The 22,647-nt window shown below is 61.8% G+C and carries 13 protein-coding genes and 1 pseudogene; 7 read left to right on the top strand and 7 right to left on the bottom strand.

The genetic code is table 11. From position 1 onward, the window contains the following. Window positions 1-151 precede the first annotated feature (151 nt). The 7 genes and pseudogenes from R5H32_RS08225 to R5H32_RS20980 all read left to right on the top strand — a co-directional run bounded on the left by R5H32_RS08225 (window position 152) and on the right by R5H32_RS20980 (window position 10,679). Window positions 152-625: an invasion associated locus B family protein gene (locus R5H32_RS08225; protein WP_318338198.1), complete on the top strand. Its 474-nt coding sequence runs from the start codon at window positions 152-154 to the stop codon at window positions 623-625. 645 nt (window positions 626-1,270) lie between these two features. Further along, the gene (locus R5H32_RS08220) at window positions 1,271-4,660 is read left to right on the top strand and encodes a rhamnan synthesis F family protein (protein ID WP_318338197.1); all 3,390 of its coding nucleotides are present in this window, start codon (window positions 1,271-1,273) and stop codon (window positions 4,658-4,660) included. 328 nt (window positions 4,661-4,988) lie between these two features. Continuing rightward, window positions 4,989-6,257 (top strand): hypothetical protein, encoded by a 1,269-nt coding sequence (locus R5H32_RS08215; RefSeq protein ID WP_318338196.1) that lies wholly within the window; start codon window positions 4,989-4,991, stop codon window positions 6,255-6,257. Window positions 6,258-6,649: 392 nt separating this feature from the next. Beyond that, window positions 6,650-8,104 carry a glycosyltransferase family 4 protein gene (locus R5H32_RS08210; RefSeq protein WP_318338195.1) on the top strand — a complete coding sequence of 485 codons (1,455 nt, stop codon included), beginning with the start codon at window positions 6,650-6,652 and terminating at the stop codon, window positions 8,102-8,104. 74 nt (window positions 8,105-8,178) lie between these two features. Continuing rightward, complete coding sequence (locus R5H32_RS08205) at window positions 8,179-9,096, top strand: NAD-dependent epimerase/dehydratase family protein (protein WP_318338194.1); 918 nt, start codon at window positions 8,179-8,181, stop codon at window positions 9,094-9,096. 153 nt (window positions 9,097-9,249) lie between these two features. Further along, a pseudogene (locus tag R5H32_RS08200) lies at window positions 9,250-10,187 on the top strand (IS3 family transposase); the annotation flags it as partial. Between the two features lie 75 nt (window positions 10,188-10,262). Continuing rightward, a complete protein-coding gene (locus tag R5H32_RS20980; RefSeq protein ID WP_412099002.1) occupies window positions 10,263-10,679 on the top strand; it encodes a competence protein CoiA in 417 nt (138 codons plus the stop codon). 1,211 nt (window positions 10,680-11,890) lie between these two features. Here R5H32_RS20980 and R5H32_RS08195 read toward each other — a convergent pair. The 7 genes from R5H32_RS08195 to R5H32_RS08165 form a co-directional block, all read right to left on the bottom strand. After that, the gene (locus R5H32_RS08195) at window positions 11,891-12,427 is read right to left on the bottom strand and encodes a sulfotransferase (RefSeq protein WP_318338193.1); all 537 of its coding nucleotides are present in this window, start codon (window positions 12,425-12,427) and stop codon (window positions 11,891-11,893) included. A gap of 39 nt (window positions 12,428-12,466) precedes the next feature. Next, window positions 12,467-13,501, bottom strand: coding sequence for a hypothetical protein (locus R5H32_RS08190; RefSeq protein WP_318338192.1), 1,035 nt, complete (start codon window positions 13,499-13,501; stop codon window positions 12,467-12,469). Then, a complete protein-coding gene (locus R5H32_RS08185; protein ID WP_318338191.1) occupies window positions 13,498-16,284 on the bottom strand; it encodes an FkbM family methyltransferase in 2,787 nt (928 codons plus the stop codon). The genes R5H32_RS08190 and R5H32_RS08185 overlap by 4 nt, the downstream gene beginning before the upstream one ends. A 317-nt stretch (window positions 16,285-16,601) precedes the next feature. Then, window positions 16,602-18,101 carry an aldehyde dehydrogenase family protein gene (locus R5H32_RS08180; protein ID WP_318338190.1) on the bottom strand — a complete coding sequence of 500 codons (1,500 nt, stop codon included), beginning with the start codon at window positions 18,099-18,101 and terminating at the stop codon, window positions 16,602-16,604. A 1-nt stretch (window position 18,102) separates the two neighbouring features. Continuing rightward, window positions 18,103-19,140 (bottom strand): ACP S-malonyltransferase, encoded by a 1,038-nt coding sequence (locus R5H32_RS08175; RefSeq protein WP_318338189.1) that lies wholly within the window; start codon window positions 19,138-19,140, stop codon window positions 18,103-18,105. Beyond that, window positions 19,137-21,326 (bottom strand): thiamine pyrophosphate-dependent enzyme, encoded by a 2,190-nt coding sequence (locus R5H32_RS08170; RefSeq protein ID WP_318338188.1) that lies wholly within the window; start codon window positions 21,324-21,326, stop codon window positions 19,137-19,139. Before R5H32_RS08170 ends, R5H32_RS08175 begins: the two co-directional genes overlap by 4 nt. A gap of 105 nt (window positions 21,327-21,431) precedes the next feature. Beyond that, window positions 21,432-22,640, bottom strand: a complete 1,209-nt coding sequence (locus R5H32_RS08165; RefSeq protein WP_318338187.1) for an acyl-CoA dehydrogenase — start codon at window positions 22,638-22,640, stop codon at window positions 21,432-21,434. Window positions 22,641-22,647: the final 7 nt, after the last annotated feature.

Here is a 22,647-nt window from a genome sequence, read left to right as displayed (position 1 = left end):
AGGTCCATATCGAGTTGGAATGCGTCCCGCCACAGAAAATGGCGCCGTCGAGGCGCCGCGGCGGGCCGCGCGGAGGCAGACAGCTGGAGGCTGCAGGACAATGACTTCATCGAATCTGCGTATCGCGGGCGCCGTACTTCTTACGCTGGGCATGACCACAGCCGCGACGGCTCAGGTCTCAACCAACCGGGTCGCGGCCGATACCGACTGGAGCGTCTTCGTCGAGGAAAGCCCGAAGGAATGCTGGGGCGTCTCGGCCCCGAAGGAGACCGTGAACACCAAGGACGGCAAGTCCGTCGAGGTGCGGCGCGGTGACATCCTGCTCTTCGTCACCTACCGCCCCGGCGCGGCCGGCGAGGTCTCGTTCACCGGCGGCTATCCCTTCGCCGACGGCTCGACCGTGGGTCTCGACATCGGCGGCACCAAGTTCGACCTCTTCTCCGAGGGCGAATGGGCCTGGTCGGGCTCGAAGGACGAGGACGCGAAGATCATCGCCGCGCTGAAGGCCGGCGCCTCTGCCATCGTGACCGCCCATTCGAGCCGCGGGACCGAGACCAAGGACACGTTCTCGCTCCTCGGGATCAGCGCCGCGCTCGACGAGGCCGAGAAGCGCTGCGCCGGATAGAACGCGCTCACCCGTAGCCCCTCTGCCCCGCTCCTGCCGGAACCGCCCCTTCCCCGTTAGCCGCGCATTAAGGCGCGGCTGCTAGTCCTGTTCACGGGTGAAAGACAAGGTGGATGGGATGGCTGGGCAAACCAATGCCGCGCCGGTCATCATCAAGCGCAAGAAGGTTGTCGCCGGTGGACCCGCAGCGCAGCGACGCCTGGATCATGGTCGTCCGCCTCGCGGCGGCGACGGAGGGTGCCGAAGCGGCGCGCGCGGTTCTGGACGAGGCGCTCTCCGCCACGCCTGGCGATCCTGGCTTGCTTCAGCTCAGTAGGGATCTGGCAGAGGAAAAGGAGAGGGGGCTTCGCGCGGAACGGCGGGGCAGGTCGGACGATTCTTCCTTCTGTTGTGTTCTGAAAAATTATGCCACCCTGACGGGTGCGACCTTGACTGCCCAACAGGCCCAATCTAAGAACGCGGCCGATAAAAGATGCAGGCGCAAGCGGTCAATCTCAGATTACACCGAAGAGGATTTGCAGGCCGGAAGTTCGTCGGCGCGCCGTATCGCGAGGGCAAGGCAAGCAGGCTTTCGGGGCTAGGTGTTTTTGTCGCGAATAGCCGCATGTCTCTGCGCTGAGGAGTCGATTGATTGGGGACGACGCCGTGAAATTCCTTGATGTAGAGATCACGTTTCCCTCCTACGTCCCGATGACCGCCTGGTTCGAGCACGGACCCTTCGCCATGTGGCTGGTACGGGCGATGAAGCCACGGCGCGTTGTCGAGCTCGGTAGCCATTACGGGTATTCTTACTTCGCAATGTGCGAGGCCGTGCGGGACGCCGGCCTGCCGACGGAATGTTTCGCCGTCGATACCTGGGTCGGCGAGGAACATACCGGATTCTACGACAAGAGCGTTTATGAAAGCGTCGTCGCGGAAAACCGGAAATACGCTGGCTTCAGCCGGCTGCTGCGCAAGACCTTCGCCGAAGCCCTTGAGGATATCGAGGACGGCAGCGTCGACTTGCTCCATATCGACGGCAGGCATTTCTATCAGGACGTGAAAGAGGATTTCGAGAGCTGGATTCCGAAGCTCTCCACCTCGGCGGTGGTCCTGTTCCACGACACTGAGGTCCGCGAGCGGAACTTCGGTGTCCATCGCTACTGGGCGGAGATTCGGGACAAGCGACCGTCGCTGAACTTCCGCCACTGCCACGGTCTGGGTGTCCTTTTCTGGGGCGCGGATATCTCGGAGGATCTGCGGGGCTTTGTTGATCTAGAGTTAGATTCCCGCACGAACGAGCTGATCGTCACGCTCTTCGCGGCCATCGGCGGCAAGACGACTGCGGAACGCACACTCAGCGAACGCGAGGTTCAATTTGCGGAAATTTCCAATAAAAAAGATCAAGAAATCCATGACCTCCGCAGCCGGCAGGTTGAAACCCGCGCCCAACTAGTCGATTTGCGGGCCAAACAAACCGAAATCCTCTCATTGCTAAACGAACGCAATCTGGAACTAGCCAATCTAAAAGAGGAGAAATTCCTTCTTAACACTCGGGTCGCCGAGACCGGGTATCAGAGTCATGAGCACGACCCGCTCGTTCAGCAGACCAACAGGCTGCGACAGGAGCTGGCCGACGCGCGCCAGAAGCCGTGGAAGTCCCTCCGGCGCAAGCATGTGGCGCAAGCGCTCTATTTCCTTGCGAAGCTTGAAGGTCTCTTCTCCGACCGGCGTCGTGAGAGGTTCCTGAGATCGGCGCAGAAACGGGATCCACGAAGGTCTCTTCGTGACTTCGAGCCAGACGTCGTACAGAGCCCCGTGACCAGCGCCGTCACGACCGAAATTGCGCGGCAGGGGCGTCCGATGAAGTTCGCGCGCACGGTCATGGTCGTCAGCCACGACGCTTCGCGCACTGGCGCGCCGATCCTCGCGCTAAACCTGGTGCGGGAACTGGCGAAGCGCCACGACGTGGTTTCGGTCGTGCTCGGCGGCGGTGCCCTCGTTCCAGACTTTATCGCCGAGAGCGTGGAACTGCTGGAGCTGGACCGCCGACAAATGAAGCCCGAGCGCATATCGGAAAAGGTCGCGGAGTTCGCGCGGCAGCACGATGTCTCAATGGCCTTCGTGAACAGCGTGGAATCGCGCTGCGTGCTGCCGGGGCTGAAAGCGGCAGGTGTGCCGTCGGTGGCTCTCCTGCATGAATTCGCCGCCTACACACGACCGAAGTCGGCTTTCTCGGATGTGTTTGCCGCTGCCGACCAAATTGTCTTCTCCACCGGCATCACGCTCGAGAATGCTCTGGCCCGGCCCGGGGTCGAACGGACCGTCAACGTGCATGTCTTTCCCCAAGGCAAATGCGTAGCGTTCAATGGCGACCAAGCGCCGAACGAAGACGAGCGGCGCTGGCTCGAAAGCGTACTTCGACCTAATGGCGTCGAAGATCACGAGTTCCTCGTGATCGGTGCGGGCACGATTGAGACCCGCAAGGGGATCGACCTATTCATTGAAACCGCAACACGGGTCATCTCCGGACCCGGCGGCGGCCATTTCCGCTTCGTCTGGCTCGGCCATGGCTACGACCCGGAGAATGACGTCCACCGTTCGGTTTATCTTGCCGACCAGATCCAGCGCGCTGGCATCCAGTCGCAGCTGCAGATCGTGCGGGCCACGAGCGAGATTGATCACGCCTATGCCTGTGCCGACTTGATGCTTCTGTCCTCCCGACTCGACCCTCTGCCGAACGTGGCGATCGACATGCTGCTGGCGGGCAAGCCGGTTATGTGTTTCGACCGCACGACCGGTATCGCGGAATTCCTCAGGGCCGCCGGTCTCGGAGAAGACTGTGTCGCCAGCTATCTCGACACGACCGAGATGGCCGACAAGATCCGTGCGCTGGCGGAGAGTCCCGTCCGGCTCGCCGAGGTCGCCGCACGCGGCACCGCTCTCGCCCGCGAGACCTTCGATTTCGAAGCCTACACCCGCCGGCTTGAGGAAATCGGCGAGGAAGGCGGACGAAAGGCGGATCGGATCGAGGCGGATCTCGCCCGGATCCGCGACTTCGGGGCCTTCCGCAGTGACTTCTATCGCGCGCCCCGGAGCAAGACGACCGACGAGGACGAGACGATCCGGAACTATCTCGAAACGAATCGATCCGGGCCGAACCTTCGCAAGCCGATGCCGGGGTTCAACCAGCTGATCTACGCCGAGGAGAACGGTTGGGGCAAAGCCAAAGACCCCTTAGTGGAGTTCCTCGACGCCGGCCGGCCCGAAGGGCGCTGGAAGGCGGAGGTGATCGATGAGATCAGCCCGGTCGAGACCGGCGCGCTGAACTCGCAGCGGGTTGCGCTGCATGTCCACGCCTTCTTCACCGAGGAATTCAAAGACATTATCGCGCGCCTGAAGGCCAATCGTACCCGGCCAAGCCTGTTCGTGAGCGCCCCGGAAGGCCGGTTGGCCGAGATACAGGGCGCACTCGATACATACGACGGCCCCGTCGCCGCACTCCGTTCCGTGCCCAACCGCGGCCGAGACATTGCGCCGTTCCTGACCGAGTTCGGCCCCGAGATGATCGCGGATTTCGACATTGTCGGTCACGTTCACACCAAGAGGTCGAAGGACATCGGCGATCAAAAGACCGTCGAGAACTGGGTCGACTTCCTGATGGAAAACACCTTGGGAGGACCGAAGGGCGGCGCGATGCTCGACCGAATCGCGACGGCGATGGCCGCGTCGCCGGACCTCGGCATTGTCTATCCCGACGACCCCCATCTCATAGGATGGGCCGAGAACAAGTCCCATGCCGCGCCGATCGCCGCGCGGATGGGGATCTATGTTCTTCCGGAGCATATCAACTACCCGATGGGCTCGATGTTCTGGGCGCGTGCGGATGTGATCCGGCGCTTCGTGTCGCTCGGACTGGACTGGAACGATTACCCCACCGAGCCGCTCCCCTACGACGGCTCGCTTCTGCACGCGATCGAGCGTCTTTTCGGGGTCGTTCCCGCCCATGCCGGTTTCCGCACGGGCGTGACCAATATCCGCGGTCTCACGCGATGACGATCGCCCGCGGGCGCTTTTTGGAGTAATCCTTCTCGTATTCGAGGGGCGCAGCCTCAAAACTCAAGCGGTTACCTAATCTTGATCTGCGGGGAAAAACCGCCGATGCTTGTGTCGGCACATTCGTTGCCGACAAATCAGGACCCCCGCGCTCGCCGAGCCGGAAACGGAAAGGTATCATCCCAAGGTCTCGCGGTCTGAACAGGGATGGCGCGGGGCAGGTCAACGGCGGGAGCACTCCTGCGAAACTCTGGCGAGCCGGGAGACAGGGCCTGTCAGGGTGGAAGGTAGAGCCCGTATCTCGCGAGAGGTGAACCGGAGCGAATGGGTGGAAGGGATGGTAAAAGAACCTGAACCGATCCGGCTTATTTTCCACGTCGGGATGGGGAAAACCGGCACAAGTTCGATTCAGAGCGCATTGCGACAAAACGCGAAGGCGTTAAAGGATCAGCGCGTCGAGTATCTTGGCTTGTGGTTCGACGTGATTGACGCTTCCTACAAGTATTATGTGGGTCAAGAGAAATTAATCAAATCAAGTGTCGAGGAGAAGCAGGCCTCGGCAGAGAAGATTTGGCAGTACTTTAAAGAAAAGCGGTCCAAGGACGGGATCTTATCGTTTGTTTTCTCGAACGAACACATGGCGCTTTGTTATGATTTGATGGAACCATTCCTGAGACGTCTCGAAGAGCGTGGCGTAGAAATTTCAATCGTTTGCTATGTTCGCGACCCCGTGAACTGGCTTCCCTCTGCGTATTATCAATGGAGAGTGGTTCACAAAGCGGTCCCGGGGCCACTTCACTCCTATCATTCATCAGCTCGCGAATTGATTTCCTGGTATCAAGCACCACTGCTCTGGGAAAAAAAATTCCCGGGTAATGTGATCGTTCGAAGCTACGACGCCTGCTCTAATGTCGTAGAGGATTTCGCAGATGCTGTGTCGCTCAGTTTAACAGCGCCAGAGATTCGCGAAAACACCACGGCGACAACCGATGAGATGTTCCTTCGAGCTTTTTTTTCGAACCTTGTAAGCGATGCGATGCTTCCCGACGTATTCACGAACGCGGTTGGAGTATCTCCCAATGATTCTCCAAGTGTTTCGGGAATTCTCAAAGACGCTTTCGACCTTTCCTCGACGTCCGAGATCATCGCCGAGAACGAGGATGTATTTGCCGCGTACCGAGAGCATTTCGGTTTCGATCCGCGGGCCGTCTCGCCGGACACTCTGCCGAGCATGCCGGATACCGAAGCGGTCCGCGACCGCCTGGTCGAGGTGGTGACCAGCGTGACGCTGGACCAGTCGATGAGAATTCGCAACCTAGAGACCGAAGTCGAAACGTTACGCAATGGCCTCCAGGCTTTGCTTGCTACCTACTCGGCGAAATACCGGCACGACCCCGATCGGGCGGCCGAACTGGTGATCAGCGATTCGTTGGACCATTCTCTAAAGGTTCGCAGTCTCGAGACCGAATTCGGGGCGCTGCATGAAACGCTCCAAGCTCAACTCGCGACGGCTTCGGCGCAACAGCGGCGCAGCTGGGCATATCGCTGGCGCGCGGCTCGGAGCGGGCTGGTCGCTCGACTTCTAAAGCTCAAGTGACAGTGTCAATCCACGCTACGGCATGCGGCTTGGGCAATCGTGCCGGTGTCGATGATCGACGCTTTTCGGGCACCGCTTTCGGACTGCGAAACGGCGAACCGCGCCGATCGGCCGGTGGTCATGCGCTACACCCTGAGTGAGAAAGACCCCTTCCCGTGGCGGGGTTGCGCAATACCGGCGAAATCGCTATTGGCCGGCGCGTGGAACCGCACGACACTGGCGCACAAGAAGCTGAATCGACTCGAGCAATTGCTCCGGGCGGGTCGTATGCTTTCTCGAGCGGCCTTCCGGCAGTCCGTAGTACGGTTGCGCGGTATCACGCGAATAAATTTGCCGAGCTGCGCTTGGCGTAAGGTGCGGCGATGTCCGCCGACGAAGTAATGAGAGTCCGCATGGCCGATTCCGAACTCGAGAGCTACGCGAAGGATCTCGAACTGCAACTGGTCCAAGCGCGCCGGAATCCGGGCAAGACCGCACTAGAGCTTCTCGTCTTTCGCTTGCTCTTCGCCCTGTCGTCCGGCGGCTCGGTGCTTCCGCAGCGCATGGTCAGCCGGTTTGCGCGCAGCGCCGCGAAGCGCGACCCCTATCGCTCGCTCGTGCTGAACTCAGCCGACGAGCCGAAACTCCAGCAGGGGTTCAGGGTCCTCAAGGGCGCGCGGCCCCGCGACCCGGCCAAGCCGACGGTGCTTGTCGTCACGCATGAGACCAGCCGCACCGGTGCGCCGGTTCTGGCGCTGAACCTCGGTGAGGAACTGGCGCGGCGCTACAACGTCGTGTTCTTCGCGCTTGGACCGGGCGCGCTCCTTGATGCGTTCCGCGAGACGAGCTCCGCGGTCTTCACGGCCGATCGTCTCGTCGTGAGGGCGCGGGTCTACCAGGACATGGTAAGGCAGCTCCTGGGCCAGGGCGAAGTCGCCTTCGCGGTGGTGAACAGCGTGGAGTCGAGCGCGGTGCTGCCGGCGCTGAAAGCGGCCCGGATCCAGGTGGTCACGCTGATCCACGAGTTCGCAAGCTATACGCCGAACCGCGACAAGGTATTCGGCGAGATCAACGCCGCTTCAATCGCCACGGTGTTTTCCAGCCCCCTGACACTCGAGAACGCGATCGAAACCGGCGTGATCGAACCATCTGACAGGGTGCAGGTCATCCCGCAGGGGCGTTGCAACGTCCCCTCCTCCGGCGGAGACGCGTCACGGCGGGAAGAAGAGGTAACCGGGCTCCGAAACACACTGCGGCCAGCCGGAGCGGAAAACCGGTTCCTCGTCCTGGGCGCGGGATCCGTCGAGATTCGCAAGGGCCTCGACCTTTTCATCGAAAGCGCCAACCAGCTCGTGCAGGGACCCGGTGGCGACCGGTACGACTTCGTCTGGCTGGGTGGCGGTTACGATCCCAACCGAGATCACCAATACTCGGTGTATCTGGCCGACCAGATCCGGCGGTCCGGGCTCGAGGGGCGGCTCAGGATCCTCCCCCCGACCAGCGAGATCGAAACCGCCTACCGCACGGCGGACGTCTTCGTCCTGGCCTCGCGGCTCGACCCGCTCCCGAACGTGACCGTCGATGCGCTGAGCTTCGGTCTTCCGGTCGTCTGCTTCGACCGCGCCAGCGGTATTGCGCCTATTCTTGCCGAAGCGGGATTGGGCGAGGCTTGTGTTGCCCGCTACCTTGACGCAAGTGACCTGAGCAGCAAGGTTCGCGCGCTGGCAACGGATGGCGATCTGCTGGCCTTCGTCCGGAACCGTTCGCGCGAGACGGCCGAGGCCAGTTTCGACTTTTCCGGCTATGCCGCGCGGATCGAACGACTCGCGCTGCCGAGCGCGGCGGAGACCGATCCGAAACGAACCTAACCGCGCGAGTTGCGGCATTTTGCTATCAGAAGCGCGAACACGGGCGGTCGCGACGGGAACGGAAGGAACGAGGTGTGAAGGCTCTAGTCATCGGCGGTTGCGGCTTTATCGGCTCGCATGTGGTCGATAGGCTTCTCGCGGACGGCCACAAGGTGCGCTCGTTCAACCGGCGCCCCGAGTGGTCTCGCCCGCCGCTTCCCGGGGTCGACTACCAGTTCGGCAGTCTCGGCGACCGGATGGCGGTCATCGAGGCGCTCACGGGCGTGGACATCGTGTTTCACCTCGCCAGCTCGACCTTTCCGGGGACGGCCGAACTGAACCCGCAGGCGGACGTTCAGGACAACCTCATCGCGGTGTTGAACCTTCTCGATGCGATGCGCGGCGTCGGTGTCAGGCGGATCGTCTACATGTCTTCTGGCGGAACGGTCTACGGCATCCCCGAACAGGTCCCGACGCCCGAGACCCACCCGCTGCGGCCGCAAAGCTCCTATGGCATCGTGAAGGTCGCCATCGAGCAATACCTAGAGCATTACCGGAGCAAACATGGCCTGTCACCGTTGATTATCCGCGGATCAAACCCCTACGGCCCGCGCCAGGCGCATTCGGGTATACAGGGCGTGATCTCCACCTTCCTGCGTCGGGCCAAAGATGACCTGCCGATCGAGATCTGGGGCGACGGAAGTGTCGTGAGGGATTATGTCTACGTTACCGATCTCGCCGATCTGTGCGTCCGAGGTGGACCGAGCGATGTCGAGGGCGTCTTGAACGGAGGCAGCGGTGAAGGGACAAGCATCAACGAGATCGTGGACGTGATCTCGAATATAACCGGCATCGATCTGAACGTGATCTATAAACCGGCCCGCACCATCGACGTGCCGACATCGGTCTTGGATGTCAGCCGCGCTCGGGAACTTCTGGGCTGGAAGAGCGCCACGAGCCTGCAGGATGGCATGATGGCAACCTGGCGCTGGATGCAGAGCCTGCCGGATTAACCGCCGCCCAGCCTCGACATTCGACCTGGTCGCCTGCGCGGCATCGACGAGGCGTCGCGGGCGGATGTCCGCGACTTGCCCGGGGTAATCCTCCCCATGGTTAACGGGATGAGATTGTAGAATTTTCTCGTGGCGAGAGCCGAGGAGATTCGAATGAGAACGAGCCGTTTCACCGAACCGCAGATCATGGCGGTGTTGCGCCAGGCCGAGAACGGGGTGGCAGTGCCGGAACTGTGTCGCGAGCACGGGATCAGCACCGCCAGTTTTTACAAGTGGCGCGCCAAGTATGGCGGCATGGACGCGTCGATGGTGAGCCAGATGAAGGCGCTGGAGGACGAGAACCGGCGCCTCAAGCGTATGTTCGCGGATCTCAGCATGCAGGCTGATCTGCTGAAGGAGGCTCTGGGAAAAAAATGACCGGGCCAGCTCAACGCCGCGAGTTGGCCGAGAAGGCGGTGGCGACAAGAGGGGTCAGCATCGCGCTGGCCTGCCGCGCGTTCGGCGTCAGCGAGACCTGTTTCCGCTACAGTCCGAAGCGTGACGAAGAGAACGAGATGATCGCCGACCTGCTGGTCGGGCTGACCAGGGCGCACAAGACCTGGGGGTTCGGATTGTGTTTCCTGCACCTGCGGAACGTGAAGGGGCATGTCTGGAACCACAAACGCGTGCGCCGGATCTATTGCGAGTTGGAGTTGAACCTGCGGATCAAGCCACGACGTCGGCTGAAACGCGAAAAGCCCGATGAACTCGCCGTGCCGGATGCGCCCAACATGGTCTGGTCGATGGACTTCTTGGCCGACCGCCTGGCTGACGGGAGGCAGTTCCGGCTGTTGAACGTTCTGGACGACTTCAACCGCGAGGGCCTGGGTATCGAGATAGACTTCTCGCTGCCCGCCGAGCGTGTTGTTCGAGCCTTGAACCGGATCATCGCGTGGCGTGGCAAACCTCTGGCAATTCGGGTCGACAACGGCCCCGGATACGTCAGTTCCACCCTGATGACCTGGGCCGAGAAACATGGCGTCGCCCTGACCTACATCCAGCCCGGAAAGCCTCAGCAGAACGCCTATGTCGAGCGCTACATGCGTTTAGTGACAGCGGCCGAGGGAATGGCTTTGAAATTCGACCTGTCATCGTAGCATGAGCTCAAAGTTTGAAAGGTTAGAACAATGAAGTTTGCCAACATAGAGGGAGTCCGCGTTGAACCCTTTCCGAACGCGCATGGAACCTGTCCGCATTGTGGTGAGGCAGTCATAGCAAAATGCGGGAATCTTCGCGTCTGGCACTGGGCACACAAAAGCAAGCAACACTGCGATCGTTGGTGGGAACCCGAGACCGAATGGCATCGGCGGTGGAAAAATCAGTTTCCTGTCGAATGGCAAGAGCAGGGGAGACGCGCCGAGTCCGGGGAACTTCACGTCGCGGATGTGTTGACGCCTCACGGCCTAGTCTTGGAATTCCAACATTCAGCGATCAAGCGTGAGCAAGTCCAGACACGCATCAACTTCCACAAGAACATCTGTTGGATTGTTAACGGGAGGAGGCTTGAGAGCAGCTTAGCTCAGTTTGAAAGGGCGCTCGAATGAAGTCGACCGGCGGGGGCAAGGGGATCGACGGTCTTTGAGTTCCAGCTTTCGCATTCGAGGCGGCCAGACCCTCCAACCAACACGGCGACAGCGCTCGAGACCGTTGCGGTCTCAGCGCTGCCGCCCAACACTCAAACCCAACCGGGAGATTCCGGATCACTTCGGCCCTGATTCAGGAGGAAGGCCATCCGGACTGAACATCTGGCGCTGGCTCTTACCTTGCGTTAAACGCGAGCCGAGTGCGGGCGGATTGAAATGCGTGGGGAGAAGGACTGGATGGTGGACGCACTTGAGAGGCTGCGCGACCACCGTCTCATCTTCACGATCACCCCTGGTCGCAGTGGTAGCAAGCTTCTTACCGCCCTGGGCCAATGTATCACCGGTGTACAGGCTGTGCATGAAGGCCCACCGAGAATGAATTATGTACTTCGCGGAATCTGTAGTCATCCCCCCGCGGCTCGCTGGTGGCTGGAAAGTGAGATGTTTCCCACAATTGCGAGCCGCCTTGAAGGCGCGGTTTTCTTCGAGACTTCTCACCTCTTCTGCAAGGGCTTCATCGAGCCGACATTAGATCTAGGCCTTCGGCCGAGTTTCGTAATCCTCTCACGCCCCGCAAGCGAGGTGGCGTCCAGCCTATTTTCTATCGGATGCGTGCCGGAGCGCACTGGAATCGGGCGCTTGGTGCTACTTGGTCCGACCGACTCGGGTGTACAGGCTGCACCAGGCTGGCAAGCTTGGAGCGACTATCAGCTTTGCTATTGGTACGCTAAAGAAATAGAGCGGCGTCAAGTTGCATACGAGCGCTGGCTTCCGAGCAAAGGCTGCGAGGTATGCCGAGTTCAACTGTCGGAGCTTCTGGAGCCATCAACTTTGCCACAACTTGCCCAATTTCTAACGGGCCGGTCCGACCTATCGATCAACACAGCCGGGGCCGCTGCCGTGCTTTCCCGGAATCAGAACCCTAAGGTCGGGCTCACGTCTGAAATCACCCCCCCGCCGCCGGAGGCAGAACGCATAAGTCAAGAAGCCGAAGTCGATCAGACCTTTACAGAGTAACAGCGGTGAGCTGGTTTGGCATCGAGCGCGGCGGCGGCCTACGAGTAGACAGTTCAATATGAAATAGGCGTTGCTAATTGTTGGATTCGTTGGAGGAGTGGCTGCGTCCCGCGCACCACCTGTCTCTGCGATGAGGTGACCTATTTCTCCGGCGGTTAGGACGCGTTCAGTCGACGGATCGTGACATCTCCATCGATATTTAGGAACGCGCGCAGATGTCGACTGTTTTCGTCGTCATCCTCGTCGATACAGATTTCAAGAAGTGACCGCCCGTCTATCGCCGCCGTAGCTCGGATTTCCCGGTTAAGGTTGATATAGTGCGCAGAAAGTGCTTCGATATCGATATCCACTTGTTCTCGCCTGAAATACCGCACCATGCTCTGCTTCCAAGTTTCAAGGGAATCCCGTCGTGATAGGATGAATCGCGCAGTAGGGAACTCTCGAAAAAGCTGTCTGTAAAAGATGCGAGTTGGATAATCGGAAAAAGCATTGTACGGCGAATCGACAATGAATCTTTTCAATCTCTGCCAGTTTCCGTCTATATCGAGGTGAGCGGGTTTTTTTACTCCGCTTTCGTCGAAATAATAGTGAATAGATTGATATCCAGCTGATTTGAAAAAGTGGTGCAATGATGTTGTGCCGGTGCGCGAGTCGCCAAGCACGAAAACCATCGGATGCCCGTTCTTCTCCATAAAACCTCCTCCAAGTCTATATTCGGACCAATGCCCGAGTCAGGCACTTTTGATTAGATCGGTATGATGATCTAACCACTGTCGGAACTCGATTTTGAACGGATTCGGGAATGCCTTCTGCAGATCGACACGATCGCGGAACAGCTCGCGCGCTGATTTGGGAATTGGTGATCCGTCACGGAACATGCCGTAGTACCACCACCCCTTTGGGATCAGCTGTTCTGTGAAACGCTCGACTTCGCGCCGATACCAGGCCCAGACTTCATGTACCTCGAAGTTGTCCCTTGCGTAACGCTCGGTCATCGTGTCGCCGAGAGGACCGAGTTTAGTGAAGTGGTAAAACCGCAGCGGCACGCCGTTGACCAGGATCGACCCGTCCGACGGGATCGTCACCCTCCGGTGGCTAAGGTTCCAGCTGGCGACATTGTAACCCGGATCACGCAGCACCTTGACGCTATCGAAATAGCAGGGGATGAGGTTGCACCACTTCTGATCGACGAAGACCCCGATATCCAGCCGATCCACGCACCACGTGTGTAGCCGCGCGGTCCACCATTCGGCAAACGCGCGCGCTTCGGCATCGTTACGAACAGCCAGGAAACCGAGGTTGTAGGTGCCATAGTGCAGCGAGGTGATCTCGTTGTCGCGCACGGCGGTTTCTTCAGTGTCGGGGGTGGTTTGGTGAGGGGTCAGCACGATCGACCAATCATCCAGAAGATCCACGACCGGCTGCATCGAGCCGAAAACCGCGATGTCAGGATCGAAATAGACAATCTTATCCGCGTCCGGCTGCTCCATGATATGCAAGAGCGCGCGCCCCTTGACCGCCGTACATGCCTCGACGATGTCGTGACGAAACAGCCAGGGCTCGGTGATGTCGCCGAACAGCTCGTCGGCGGTAACGACCCGGTCAAAATCTTCTTCAGAGGCGTCGAACCGGAAGCCCGGGGGCGGATGGTCCGTGATCACAGCCCAGATCACCCAATCGGGGTGCTGCCTGCGCAGCGAACTAGCAAGCACGCGGGCACGATTCAGATAGCTGAACGAAAAGCTTGTATAGGCGTGGACTTTCATGCCTCGGTCATTCTTTGAAGAGTTGGTATCGCCATATCGCTGTATCGGGCGTGCAAGGTCTCGGCTCGCCGCTGCTCGCGGACTCGCAGCGCCAGGTCGCGGCACTCGGAACTGTTGAGCCAATCCGACACGGCGTCTGCAGAGTCCATCACCACACCGCGGCCCGTGGCTTGCACCAACGCCGCGACATTACCCGAGCGCACGTCCGTCACAACGAAGGCATGGCTCGCCAGCGCCTCGGCGGCGGTCAACGAAAATGTCTCAGGCCAGGCAGCGAAATGAAGAACGAAATCGATTCCGGATGCGGTCAGCGCGCGGGTCATCGCGTCGGGCGCTTCGGACGACGCCACGACGTGATGCTTGGCGATATCCAGCTTGACATCATGACGCCCGAAATAGTGGAACTCGATTTCCGTGCTGGCGGAATGATCCGCGACCAGCCGTTCGAATTCGAGCCAGCCCTTGTGGGCGACCGGCGCTCCAACGAACGCAACCCTAATCGGCGCGGCATCCGCGCGACCGAGGCTTGGCAACGGCTTTGGCCGAGCCACCGCGTCAAGAGTGATGTGCGGTTGCACGACCACGTCGTGCAGTCTGTAATCGCAGGCTTTGGTCCAGAAATCCGCGGCGACCTGAGACGGCGCGAGCGCCGTCACGGCAATCCGGTCGAAGAACTCGCTGAGGCGTTGCATATGTGCGGCGCGGGAAGCGCCAAAGACGCAGATTCCACACGCCGGCGATCCGACATCGGGCGCGCCGCAGTAGCTGATGGTGTTGCGCATCAACGTATAGCTCTGGCAGGCGGCGAAGAAGTCGTGGAGCCAGAAACAGCAGCGACTGTCTCCGCCTGCCTCGATCAGCCGCGCGACCGCCTCGGGAGCGTGGCCAAGCAGATGATGGACGACGAACCGGAAGCTTTTCCCCAGAACCGTTAGGCTTTCTACCGCCGCCATTATATCGGCATACCGTGCCACCCCGATCACGGAACCGTCCAGCGTCAGGCGGAACACGGCCATGTCGGTTTCGCTTTCTGGCAGCAGCGCTGTGCAAGTGCGCACCGGGTGAATGTTCAGATAAGCCATGCCGGCGGTTGCGGCCCGGGCGGCCTCGATCTGAATGCAGATCTGAGTGCCGCCGGTGACTTTCAGATAATTGTCGTGCGAAAGACTCACTACGACGTTATTGCTTCCGTTGGCGAGCACGGCGGCAATTGCTTCCGTCTCTAGAACCGGTTCGAGGATCTCGGGCAGCGGCGCCAGTATGGGCTGTCCTATCCGTGGCGAAATCGCGCGCAGCAGTTCGACATGCTTATTGCTCGTCCGGGCCACAGGGTTTGGCTCGGGTTTTGGCGACGGAGCTGCGAGGATGTTCTCGAGTTGCGTCATCCGAGCTCGGACCAGATTCGGCATATCGGCGGACCGGAGCAGGGCACGCGTGGCGCGGCGGTGGCGGGTATTCAGCCAGAAGTAAAGGGAAAAGGGGAATTTCCGAGCCCGGTTGGCAAGCCGCAATGCTGCGGCATGCTGCACGCCCAATTGTTCGTGCAACTTGCGCAGTTCGTCCAGCTGCGCCTGCGCAAGATCAAGACGACGCGCAAAACCGGACTCGGCTCGATCTCTGGCAGCCCGGCTCTCGGCAGCCTCTGCCTCGGAGCGCTTAACAGCCTCCACCACGGCGCGCTTGGTCGCCTCACGACTTTCGGCAGCCTCCACCTCGGCGCGCTTGGCCGCCTCCCGACTTTCGGCAGCCTCCACCTCGGCGCGATCTGCGGCAGCCCGGCTCTCGGCAGCCTCCACCTCGGCGCGCTTGGCCGCCTCGCGACTTTCGGCAGCCTCTGCCTCGGCGCGCTCCACATCGCATGGTGCCGGGGGCACCCGCAATCTGCGCGCCGCCATCTGCCGTCGAAGCGTTTCACGGCTGTACTGGGGTTGCTGCAGAAGCAGCAGCACCAGATCATCGGGCATTTCGATGAGTGGAAGAGCAAGTGTGTCGACTCGCTCGGAAAACCTTGCCGCACTCTCGGTGGGTAAAAACAGCAGGCCGCATTCCGTACCACCGGCAAAGACGTCGTGTGTCGAGCCGTTAAAGTTTGCGGGGTTATACGCTGGGGTGTTGATGCCATAGCAAAAATAGCCGCATCCCTGCATGTGGCGCAGCAGATCGACGCCGCTGCCTACGTTGAGTACTTCACTGAACACCACCGGCCTGTGATCGGCCAGGATCCGTGTCGCCCCTTTGAGGGCCTGTAATTCGCCACCCTCCAGGTCGAGTTTTATGAAATGCACCACTTCGTCAATTTCATCTTCGAGCCGTATAAGTTCCACCGGACCGTCGCCCGCGTCGGCTGCCAGCCGGGTTCCGCCCACGTTTCCGTCCTGTGTTTCAAGAAGGCGTCCGCGTCCCCCTACGTCGGCGAGACCGCAGGCACGAACTTCGATGTTCTGCAGAGGAGCCATCGCAATATTTCGTGCCAACACCGTCCGGTTCTCGGCCGATGGCTCGAAACAGATCACCCGTCCACGGGAGCCAACCTTTTCCGAAAACGCGCGCGCGTGGGTCCCGAAACAGGCTCCGCCGTCGATCACGGTTTCGCCGTATGCCATAAAATGGAACAGTATATCTAGTTCGGCTTGCGCCCATTCCCCGTATTCGCGCAGGGAATCTCCGATTATGTCGGGGCGGTCTTGTATGCAAAAACGGCCAAATCGCGTGTTAACTTCGATAAGCGAATATTGTTCGTGGGTTTGTGTGCGGTTTGGTCTCTCGCCATCGAAGAAAGTCATTCTGTCCTTCTATCTTTTCTGAACGCAACAACCACAGTGACAACTCAGTCACCTTATGTATTGTCTTGTTCGTCAGCGGCAAATCGCTCAACTTTGGTGTACATGGCAAAGATCCACGAGGCCGTTAGACAGCGGATTTGCGAACGTCCGGGTTGCCTTCTAGGCAGCAGCCTAGGGGACGTCAAGGCAGAGTTTTGTGCCCGAAAACTTGGCCCGCACCATCAAACCGTGGGATCAAACACCTAAGCCCCGGACGTAATCAGGGGCCTCTTTGTGTTTAATTGGAGGTCCCGGATCAGGTCCGGGACGCGACTGCATCAGAAGTCGAACTTCACGCCCTGCGCCAACGGCAACTGGGCCGAATAGTTGATCGTGTTCGTCTGCCGCCGCATGTAGCCCTTCCAGGCATCCGAGCCGGATTCCCGGCCGCCGCCCGTCTCCTTCTCGCCGCCGAAGGCGCCGCCGATCTCGGCGCCCGAGGGACCGATGTTGACGTTGGCGATGCCGCAGTCGGAGCCGGCGGCAGAGAGGAACGCCTCGGCCTCGCGCATGTTCAGCGTGAAGATGCAGGAGGAAAGCCCCTGCGGCACGTCGTTCTGGATCGCGATCGCTTCCTCAAGCGTCTCATAACCGAGGACATAGAGGATCGGCGCGAAGGTCTCGGTCCTGACGGTGTCGGTCTGCTTCGGCATCTCGGCGATGGCGGGTTCGACATAGGCCCCGCCCTGCGGCACGCCCGTCGCCACGACCTTGCCGCCGTGGACGGTCCCGCCCTCGGCCTTCGCCTTCTCAAGCGCCGCCTGCATCCGGTCGCGCGAGGCATGGTCGATCAGCGGGCCGACCAGCGTGGTCGACTTGCGCGGATCGCCGATCGGGAGCGAGGCATAGGCCTTGGTCAGCTTCGCGACCAGATCGTCCTTGATCGAGTTGTGCGCGATGAGCCGGCGGAGCGTCGTGCAACGCTGCCCCGCCGTGCCGACGGCGGAAAAGACGATGGCGCGGACGGCCATGTCGAGATCGGCCGAGGGCGCGACGATCATCGCGTTGTTGCCGCCAAGCTCGAGGATCGGCCGGCCCCAGCGGGCGGAGACCTTCGGGCCGACGATGCCGCCCATCCGGGTCGAGCCGGTGGCCGAGACGATCGGCACGTCCTTCGAGTTCACCAGCGCCTCGCCGATCGCCGGGCCGCCGATCACCAGCTGGCAAAGCCCTTCCGGCGCGTCGCCGAAACGCTTCAGCGCGCGGTCCATGATCTTCATCGTGGCCATTGCCGTCAGCGGCGTCTTCTCCGACGGCTTCCAGATCACCGGATCGCCGCAGACGAGCGCCAGTGCGGTGTTCCAGCACCAGACCGCCACGGGGAAGTTGAAGGCGGTGATGATCGCGCAGGGGCCGAGCGGGTGCCAGGTCTCCATCATCCGGTGGCCGGGACGTTCGGAGGCGATGGTGAGCCCGTAGATCTGACGCGAGAGACCGACCGCGAAGTCGCAGATGTCGATCATCTCCTGCACTTCGCCCAAGCCCTCGGAGGTAATCTTGCCCGCCTCAAGCGTGACCACGGCGCCGAGTTCGTCCTTGGCGGCGCGCAGTTCCTCGCCGAGAAGCCGGACAAGCTCGCCGCGGCGGGGCGCCGGCACGGTGCGCCAGGCTTTGAACGCGGCCTGCGATTTCGCGATGATCGCGCCCATGTCGGCGGGGTTCGTCTCGGCCACTTTCGCGACCTCGGCCCCGTCGATGGGCGAATGCACGGCGAGCGTGCCGCCGGTCACTTCCGATTGCGTCAGGCCCGCGGCCTTGAGGATGTCGTCGTGGCTCATGTCAGTCTCCCTTGGTAACGGTCCCGCGCTGGTCGTCCATTCCCATGGAGATCAGCACCGGCTCCGGCTGTTGCCGTGTCTGGAAATCGGTCTTGGATCCCATGCTACGCCAATCACTGAGAATCAGCGACTGGACGACCGCGCCGCCGAGCGTGGTGCCGGGGCCGGTGACAATGAAGAGGTCGGGCGCGAACTCCCGCGCCGCGATCCTGATCGCATGGGTGAAGTCGTAGGTCTCGGTCACCTGGTGGCCGAGCGTATAGTCCCAAAGCGCGTGGGTGTCGGTGGCGCCAGGCCACCAGATCGCCCCGCGCCCGTCGATCATCGGCAGCTTCGGCTGGCTGAAGAGCGCGGGCGACAGACGCGAGCGGCCGCGCTCGGCGACCGGCGCCTGAAGGCTCGAATGGAACGCCGCGTGGTTGGCGAGCCGCATCGGGAATCGACCCTGTACCGGCGGAACCGCAGCCTCGAAAGCCGCGAGTGCCGCCTCGTTCCCGGCGATGACCAGCATGCCGCCGAGGTCGATCGAGAGCGTCAGCACATGGTCCGGGCGGGCGTCGACCTCCTCGATCCGCGCCATCAGCTCGGCCTTGCGTCCCGGGTCGGGCCGCCAGTCCTCGCCCACGAACGGGTAGATGAGCTGGCCGCCGATCAGCGCCTCCTGCATCAGCGTGCCCATCGTGTTGACGACCTCGAACCCCGCCTCGGCGGTCAGCGCCCCGCCGCAGGCGAGCGCCGAATACCAGCCCATCGAGTTGCCGGTGACCGCGACGACCTCGACCTCGTCGCCGTCGATGGCGCGAAAGTCGCCAAGCGTCGCGGCGTAGATCAGGGCGCTCGCATTGTCGCCTCGGGTATGCTTCGCCACCGAATAGGAGGCCGCCCCGTCAAGTGCCGACAGCGTCTCCTGCCCCAGCGCGGCGCGCGTCGCGTCGAAGGCCCCGAGCAGCGCGCGGTCCCCGAAATGCCGCTTGAGATAGCCGAGTTCTGTCTTGGTATAGGTGCCCCGACCGGGGCAGATGACGACGGCGGTCTTCATTTCGTCCCCCCGATCAACGCCATCGCGGCGTCAAAGATGCTGTCGGCCGACGGCATCGTCGCGGCATAGGCAGGGCCGGTCGCGATGAAGCTGTCCTCTGCCGTGAGCCGCGCCACCGGCACGTCGCCGCGCTCGGCGAAGAGCGCCATCAGCGCCTCGGCAACGCCACCCGAGTGACGGGTCTCGTCGACGATGAGGATACGCCCCGCCCCCTTCACGGCGTCCACCAATGCGTCGGCGGGCAAGGGCGACAACCAGCGCATGTCGATGACGCGCGCCTTGACGCCCGTCTCGGCCAGCCGCTTTTCCGCCTGCCGCGAGAGGTAGGTGCCATTGCCGAAGGTGACGATGGCGAGATCCTGGCCGTCACCGTGGACACCCACCTCGCCGAACGGAATCACCTCGTTTCGGGCGGGATAGAGACGCATCCAGCCGCCGTCCTTCTCGCCGTGAAGGTCGCGCATCGGGTAAAGCGCGATGGGTTCGAGGAAGACCACGACGCGCTGCTCCTCCCTCGCGAGCCGCACGCATTCGCGCATCATCTTCGCCGCGTCGGCCCCGTTCGACGGGCAGGCGAGAATCACGCCCGGAATGTCGCGAAGAACCGCCACCGAGTTGTCGTTGTGGAAATGCCCGCCGAAGCCCTTCTGGTAGCCAAGACCGGCGATTCTGAGCACCATCGGGTTGGTGTATTGCCCGTTCGAGAAGAACGGCAAGGTCGCCGCCTCGCCCCTGATCTGGTCCTCGGCATTGTGCAGATAGGCGAGGAACTGGATTTCGGGCATCGGCACGAAGCCGTTCTGCGCCATGCCGATCGCAAGGCCGAGGATCGACTGCTCGTCGAGAAGCGTGTCGACCATCCGGTCCGGCCCGAAGCGCTGGGTCAGCTTCTGGGTCACGCCGTAGACGCCGCCCTTGCGGCCGACATCCTCGCCCATCATGACGATCTCGGGATGCTCCAGCATCAGGTCGGTTAGCGCCCAGTTGATGAGCCGCGACATGATCTGCGGCTCTCCCATCGCCTTCATGTCCGACCCGAAGGCGGCGGCCCGAGCCTCGTCCGAGGGGCCGTTCGTCGGCTTGCAAAGCCGTTTCGGGGGAATGATGCTCGCCATGACGTCGCCCGCGGTCTTCAGGCGCGGCCGCGTCACGGCCTCGCCGGCGATCCGCGCCACCCGGGCGTTCGCCTCCCCGTAGATCGCGAGCGCCGTTTCCGGGTCCAGCGCCCCGGCCTCGCCCATCAGCCGCACGGAATGGAGAAGGGGGTCATTCGCCTCCTCGGCCTCGACCTCCTCGCGCGCGAGGTAAGTGGTGGGCACATCCGCCCCGGCATGGCCGTAAAGCCGGATCGTTCCGACATGGAGGAAAGCGGGCTTCTTCCTGGTGCGGACGTAATGCGCGGCTTCCTGCGCAACGCGGAACGTCTCGTAGATGTCGAGCCCGTTGCAGTGAAAGTACTTCAACCCCGGCCGGTTTCGGAAGGTCGCGGCGATCCAGCCCTTCGGGGTCTTGGTCGAAATGCCGATGCCGTTGTCCTCGCAGACGAAGAGCAGCGGAAGCGGGATCGACTGGTAGGAGGTCCAACCAGCGGTGTTGAACGCGCCCTGTGCGGTCGAATGATTGGCCGAGGCATCGCCGAAGGAGCAATAGACTATGGCGTCGTCGGGCAAAGCCTTGTGTTCCGGCGCATGGCGGCGGGCCGCACCGATCGCATAGGCCGCACCCACCGCCTTCGGCAGATGCGAGGCGATGGTCGAGGTCTGAGGCGGGATGCTGAGCGCCTTCGAGCCCAGAACCTTGTGCCGCCCGCCCGAGATCGGATCCTCCGACGAGGCCGCGAAGCTCAGAAGCATGTCCCAGGCAATCGACTGACCCGGCACCTGCGCCGCCCGCGCGATCTGGAAGGCGGCGTCACGGTAATGCAGGAAGGCCATGTCGGTCGGGCGAAGCGCGGCGGCAACCGCCGCCAGCCCCTCATGCCCCGAGGACCCTATGGTGTAGAATCCTTGCCCCGCCTTCTGCATGGCGCGGCTCTGCCGGTCGAGCGCACGGGACAAGCACCCCGCGCGAAAGACCGACACCGCCTCGGCCGCCGAAAGCGGCCCGGAAGGCGCGGCACCGCCGGGCAGATCACCCGCAGCGACGCGTCTCAGGAAGTTGTCATGAACGATATCGGCGCGATCCATGATCCAGAACTCTTTCGCTCTTCTTCTTTTTCCAAATATCCCCGCCGGAGGCATCCAGCGGATGGGCCGGGAGCCTCCGGCGGGGATATTTTCGAAAAGAAGAAATCAGAAGAAGGCCTGCAGCCCGGTGATCGCGCGCCCGAGGATGAGGGCGTGGACATCGTGCGTGCCTTCATAGGTGTTGACGGTCTCGAGGTTCATCGCATGGCGCATGACCTGGAATTCTTCCTGGATGCCGTTGCCGCCATGCATGTCCCGGGCCATCCTGGCGATGTCGAGCGCCTTGCCGCAGTTGTTGCGCTTGACGAGGCTGATCATCTCGGGCGCGGCCCTGGCCTCGTCCATCAGCCGGCCGACGCGCAAGGAAGCCTGCAGGCCGAGCGAGATCTCGGTCATCATGTTCGCGAGCTTCAGCTGGTAAAGCTGGGTCTGCGCGATCGGCCGGTTGAACTGCTTGCGGTCGAGCCCGTACTGGCGCGCCGCGTGCCAGCAGAACTCGGCAGCCCCGAGGACGCCCCAGGAAATGCCGTAGCGGGCGCGGTTGAGGCAGCCGAACGGGCCCTTCAGCCCCTCGACGTTCGGCAAGAGCGCGTCCTCGCCGACCTCGACATTGTCCATCACGATCTCGCCGGTGATCGAGGCGCGCAAGCTCAGCTTGCCGCCGATCTTTGGCGCCGACAGCCCCTTCATGCCCTTGTCGAGGACGAAGCCGCGGATCTTGCCGCCATGCGCCTCGGACTTGGCCCAGACAACGAACACGTCCGCGATGGGCGCGTTCGAGATCCACATCTTCGACCCGTTGAGCACATAGCCATTCGCGGTCTTGGTCGCGCGGGTCTTCATGCCGGCGGGGTCCGACCCGGCATCGGGTTCGGTCAGGCCAAAGCAGCCGATGAATTCACCGGATGCGAGCTTCGGCAAGTATTTCCGGCGCTGATCCTCCGAGCCGTAGGCATAGATCGGGTACATCACCAGCGAGGACTGCACCGACATCATCGAGCGGTAGCCAGAGTCGACCCGCTCGACCTCGCGGGCGATGAGGCCGTAGGAGACGTAGTTCGACCCCAACCCGCCGTATTCCTCGGGGATGGTGACGCCGAGAAGTCCCATCTCGCCCATCTCGCGGAAGATCTCGGGGTCGGTCCTTTCCTCGCGGTAGGCCTCGATGACGCGCGGCTGCAACTTCTCTTGCGCATAGGCGCGGGCGCCGTCGCGGAGCATCCGCTCTTCCTCGGTCAGCTGGTCTTCCATGCGGAAGGCGTCTTCCCAGTCGAAGCGCGACAGGTCGGGGGCGTCTTTCGGTTTCAGAGCCATTTGGGTC

This window comes from Defluviimonas sp. D31, from assembly GCF_033436765.1.
GTDB lineage: Bacteria > Pseudomonadota > Alphaproteobacteria > Rhodobacterales > Rhodobacteraceae > Albidovulum.
The sequence above is the reverse complement of the archived record's forward strand: the minus strand, read 5'-3'. Positions and strand labels throughout refer to the sequence as shown.

Bases quoted from the DNA above. Each gene is read 5' to 3' on its own strand.
- R5H32_RS08185 (WP_318338191.1), bottom strand. From the start codon at position 16,284: ATGACTTTCTTCGATGGCGAGAGACCAAACCGCACACAAACCCACGAA.
- R5H32_RS08225 (WP_318338198.1), top strand. From the start codon at position 152: ATGACCACAGCCGCGACGGCTCAGGTCTCAACCAACCGGGTCGCGGCC.
- R5H32_RS08210 (WP_318338195.1), top strand. From the start codon at position 6,650: ATGGCCGATTCCGAACTCGAGAGCTACGCGAAGGATCTCGAACTGCAA.
- R5H32_RS08190 (WP_318338192.1), bottom strand. From the start codon at position 13,501: ATGAAAGTCCACGCCTATACAAGCTTTTCGTTCAGCTATCTGAATCGT.
- R5H32_RS08175 (WP_318338189.1), bottom strand. From the start codon at position 19,140: ATGAAGACCGCCGTCGTCATCTGCCCCGGTCGGGGCACCTATACCAAG.
- R5H32_RS08195 (WP_318338193.1), bottom strand. From the start codon at position 12,427: ATGGAGAAGAACGGGCATCCGATGGTTTTCGTGCTTGGCGACTCGCGC.
- R5H32_RS08180 (WP_318338190.1), bottom strand. From the start codon at position 18,101: ATGAGCCACGACGACATCCTCAAGGCCGCGGGCCTGACGCAATCGGAA.
- R5H32_RS08165 (WP_318338187.1), bottom strand. From the start codon at position 22,640: ATGGCTCTGAAACCGAAAGACGCCCCCGACCTGTCGCGCTTCGACTGG.
- R5H32_RS20980 (WP_412099002.1), top strand. From the start codon at position 10,263: ATGAAGTTTGCCAACATAGAGGGAGTCCGCGTTGAACCCTTTCCGAAC.
- R5H32_RS08170 (WP_318338188.1), bottom strand. From the start codon at position 21,326: ATGGATCGCGCCGATATCGTTCATGACAACTTCCTGAGACGCGTCGCT.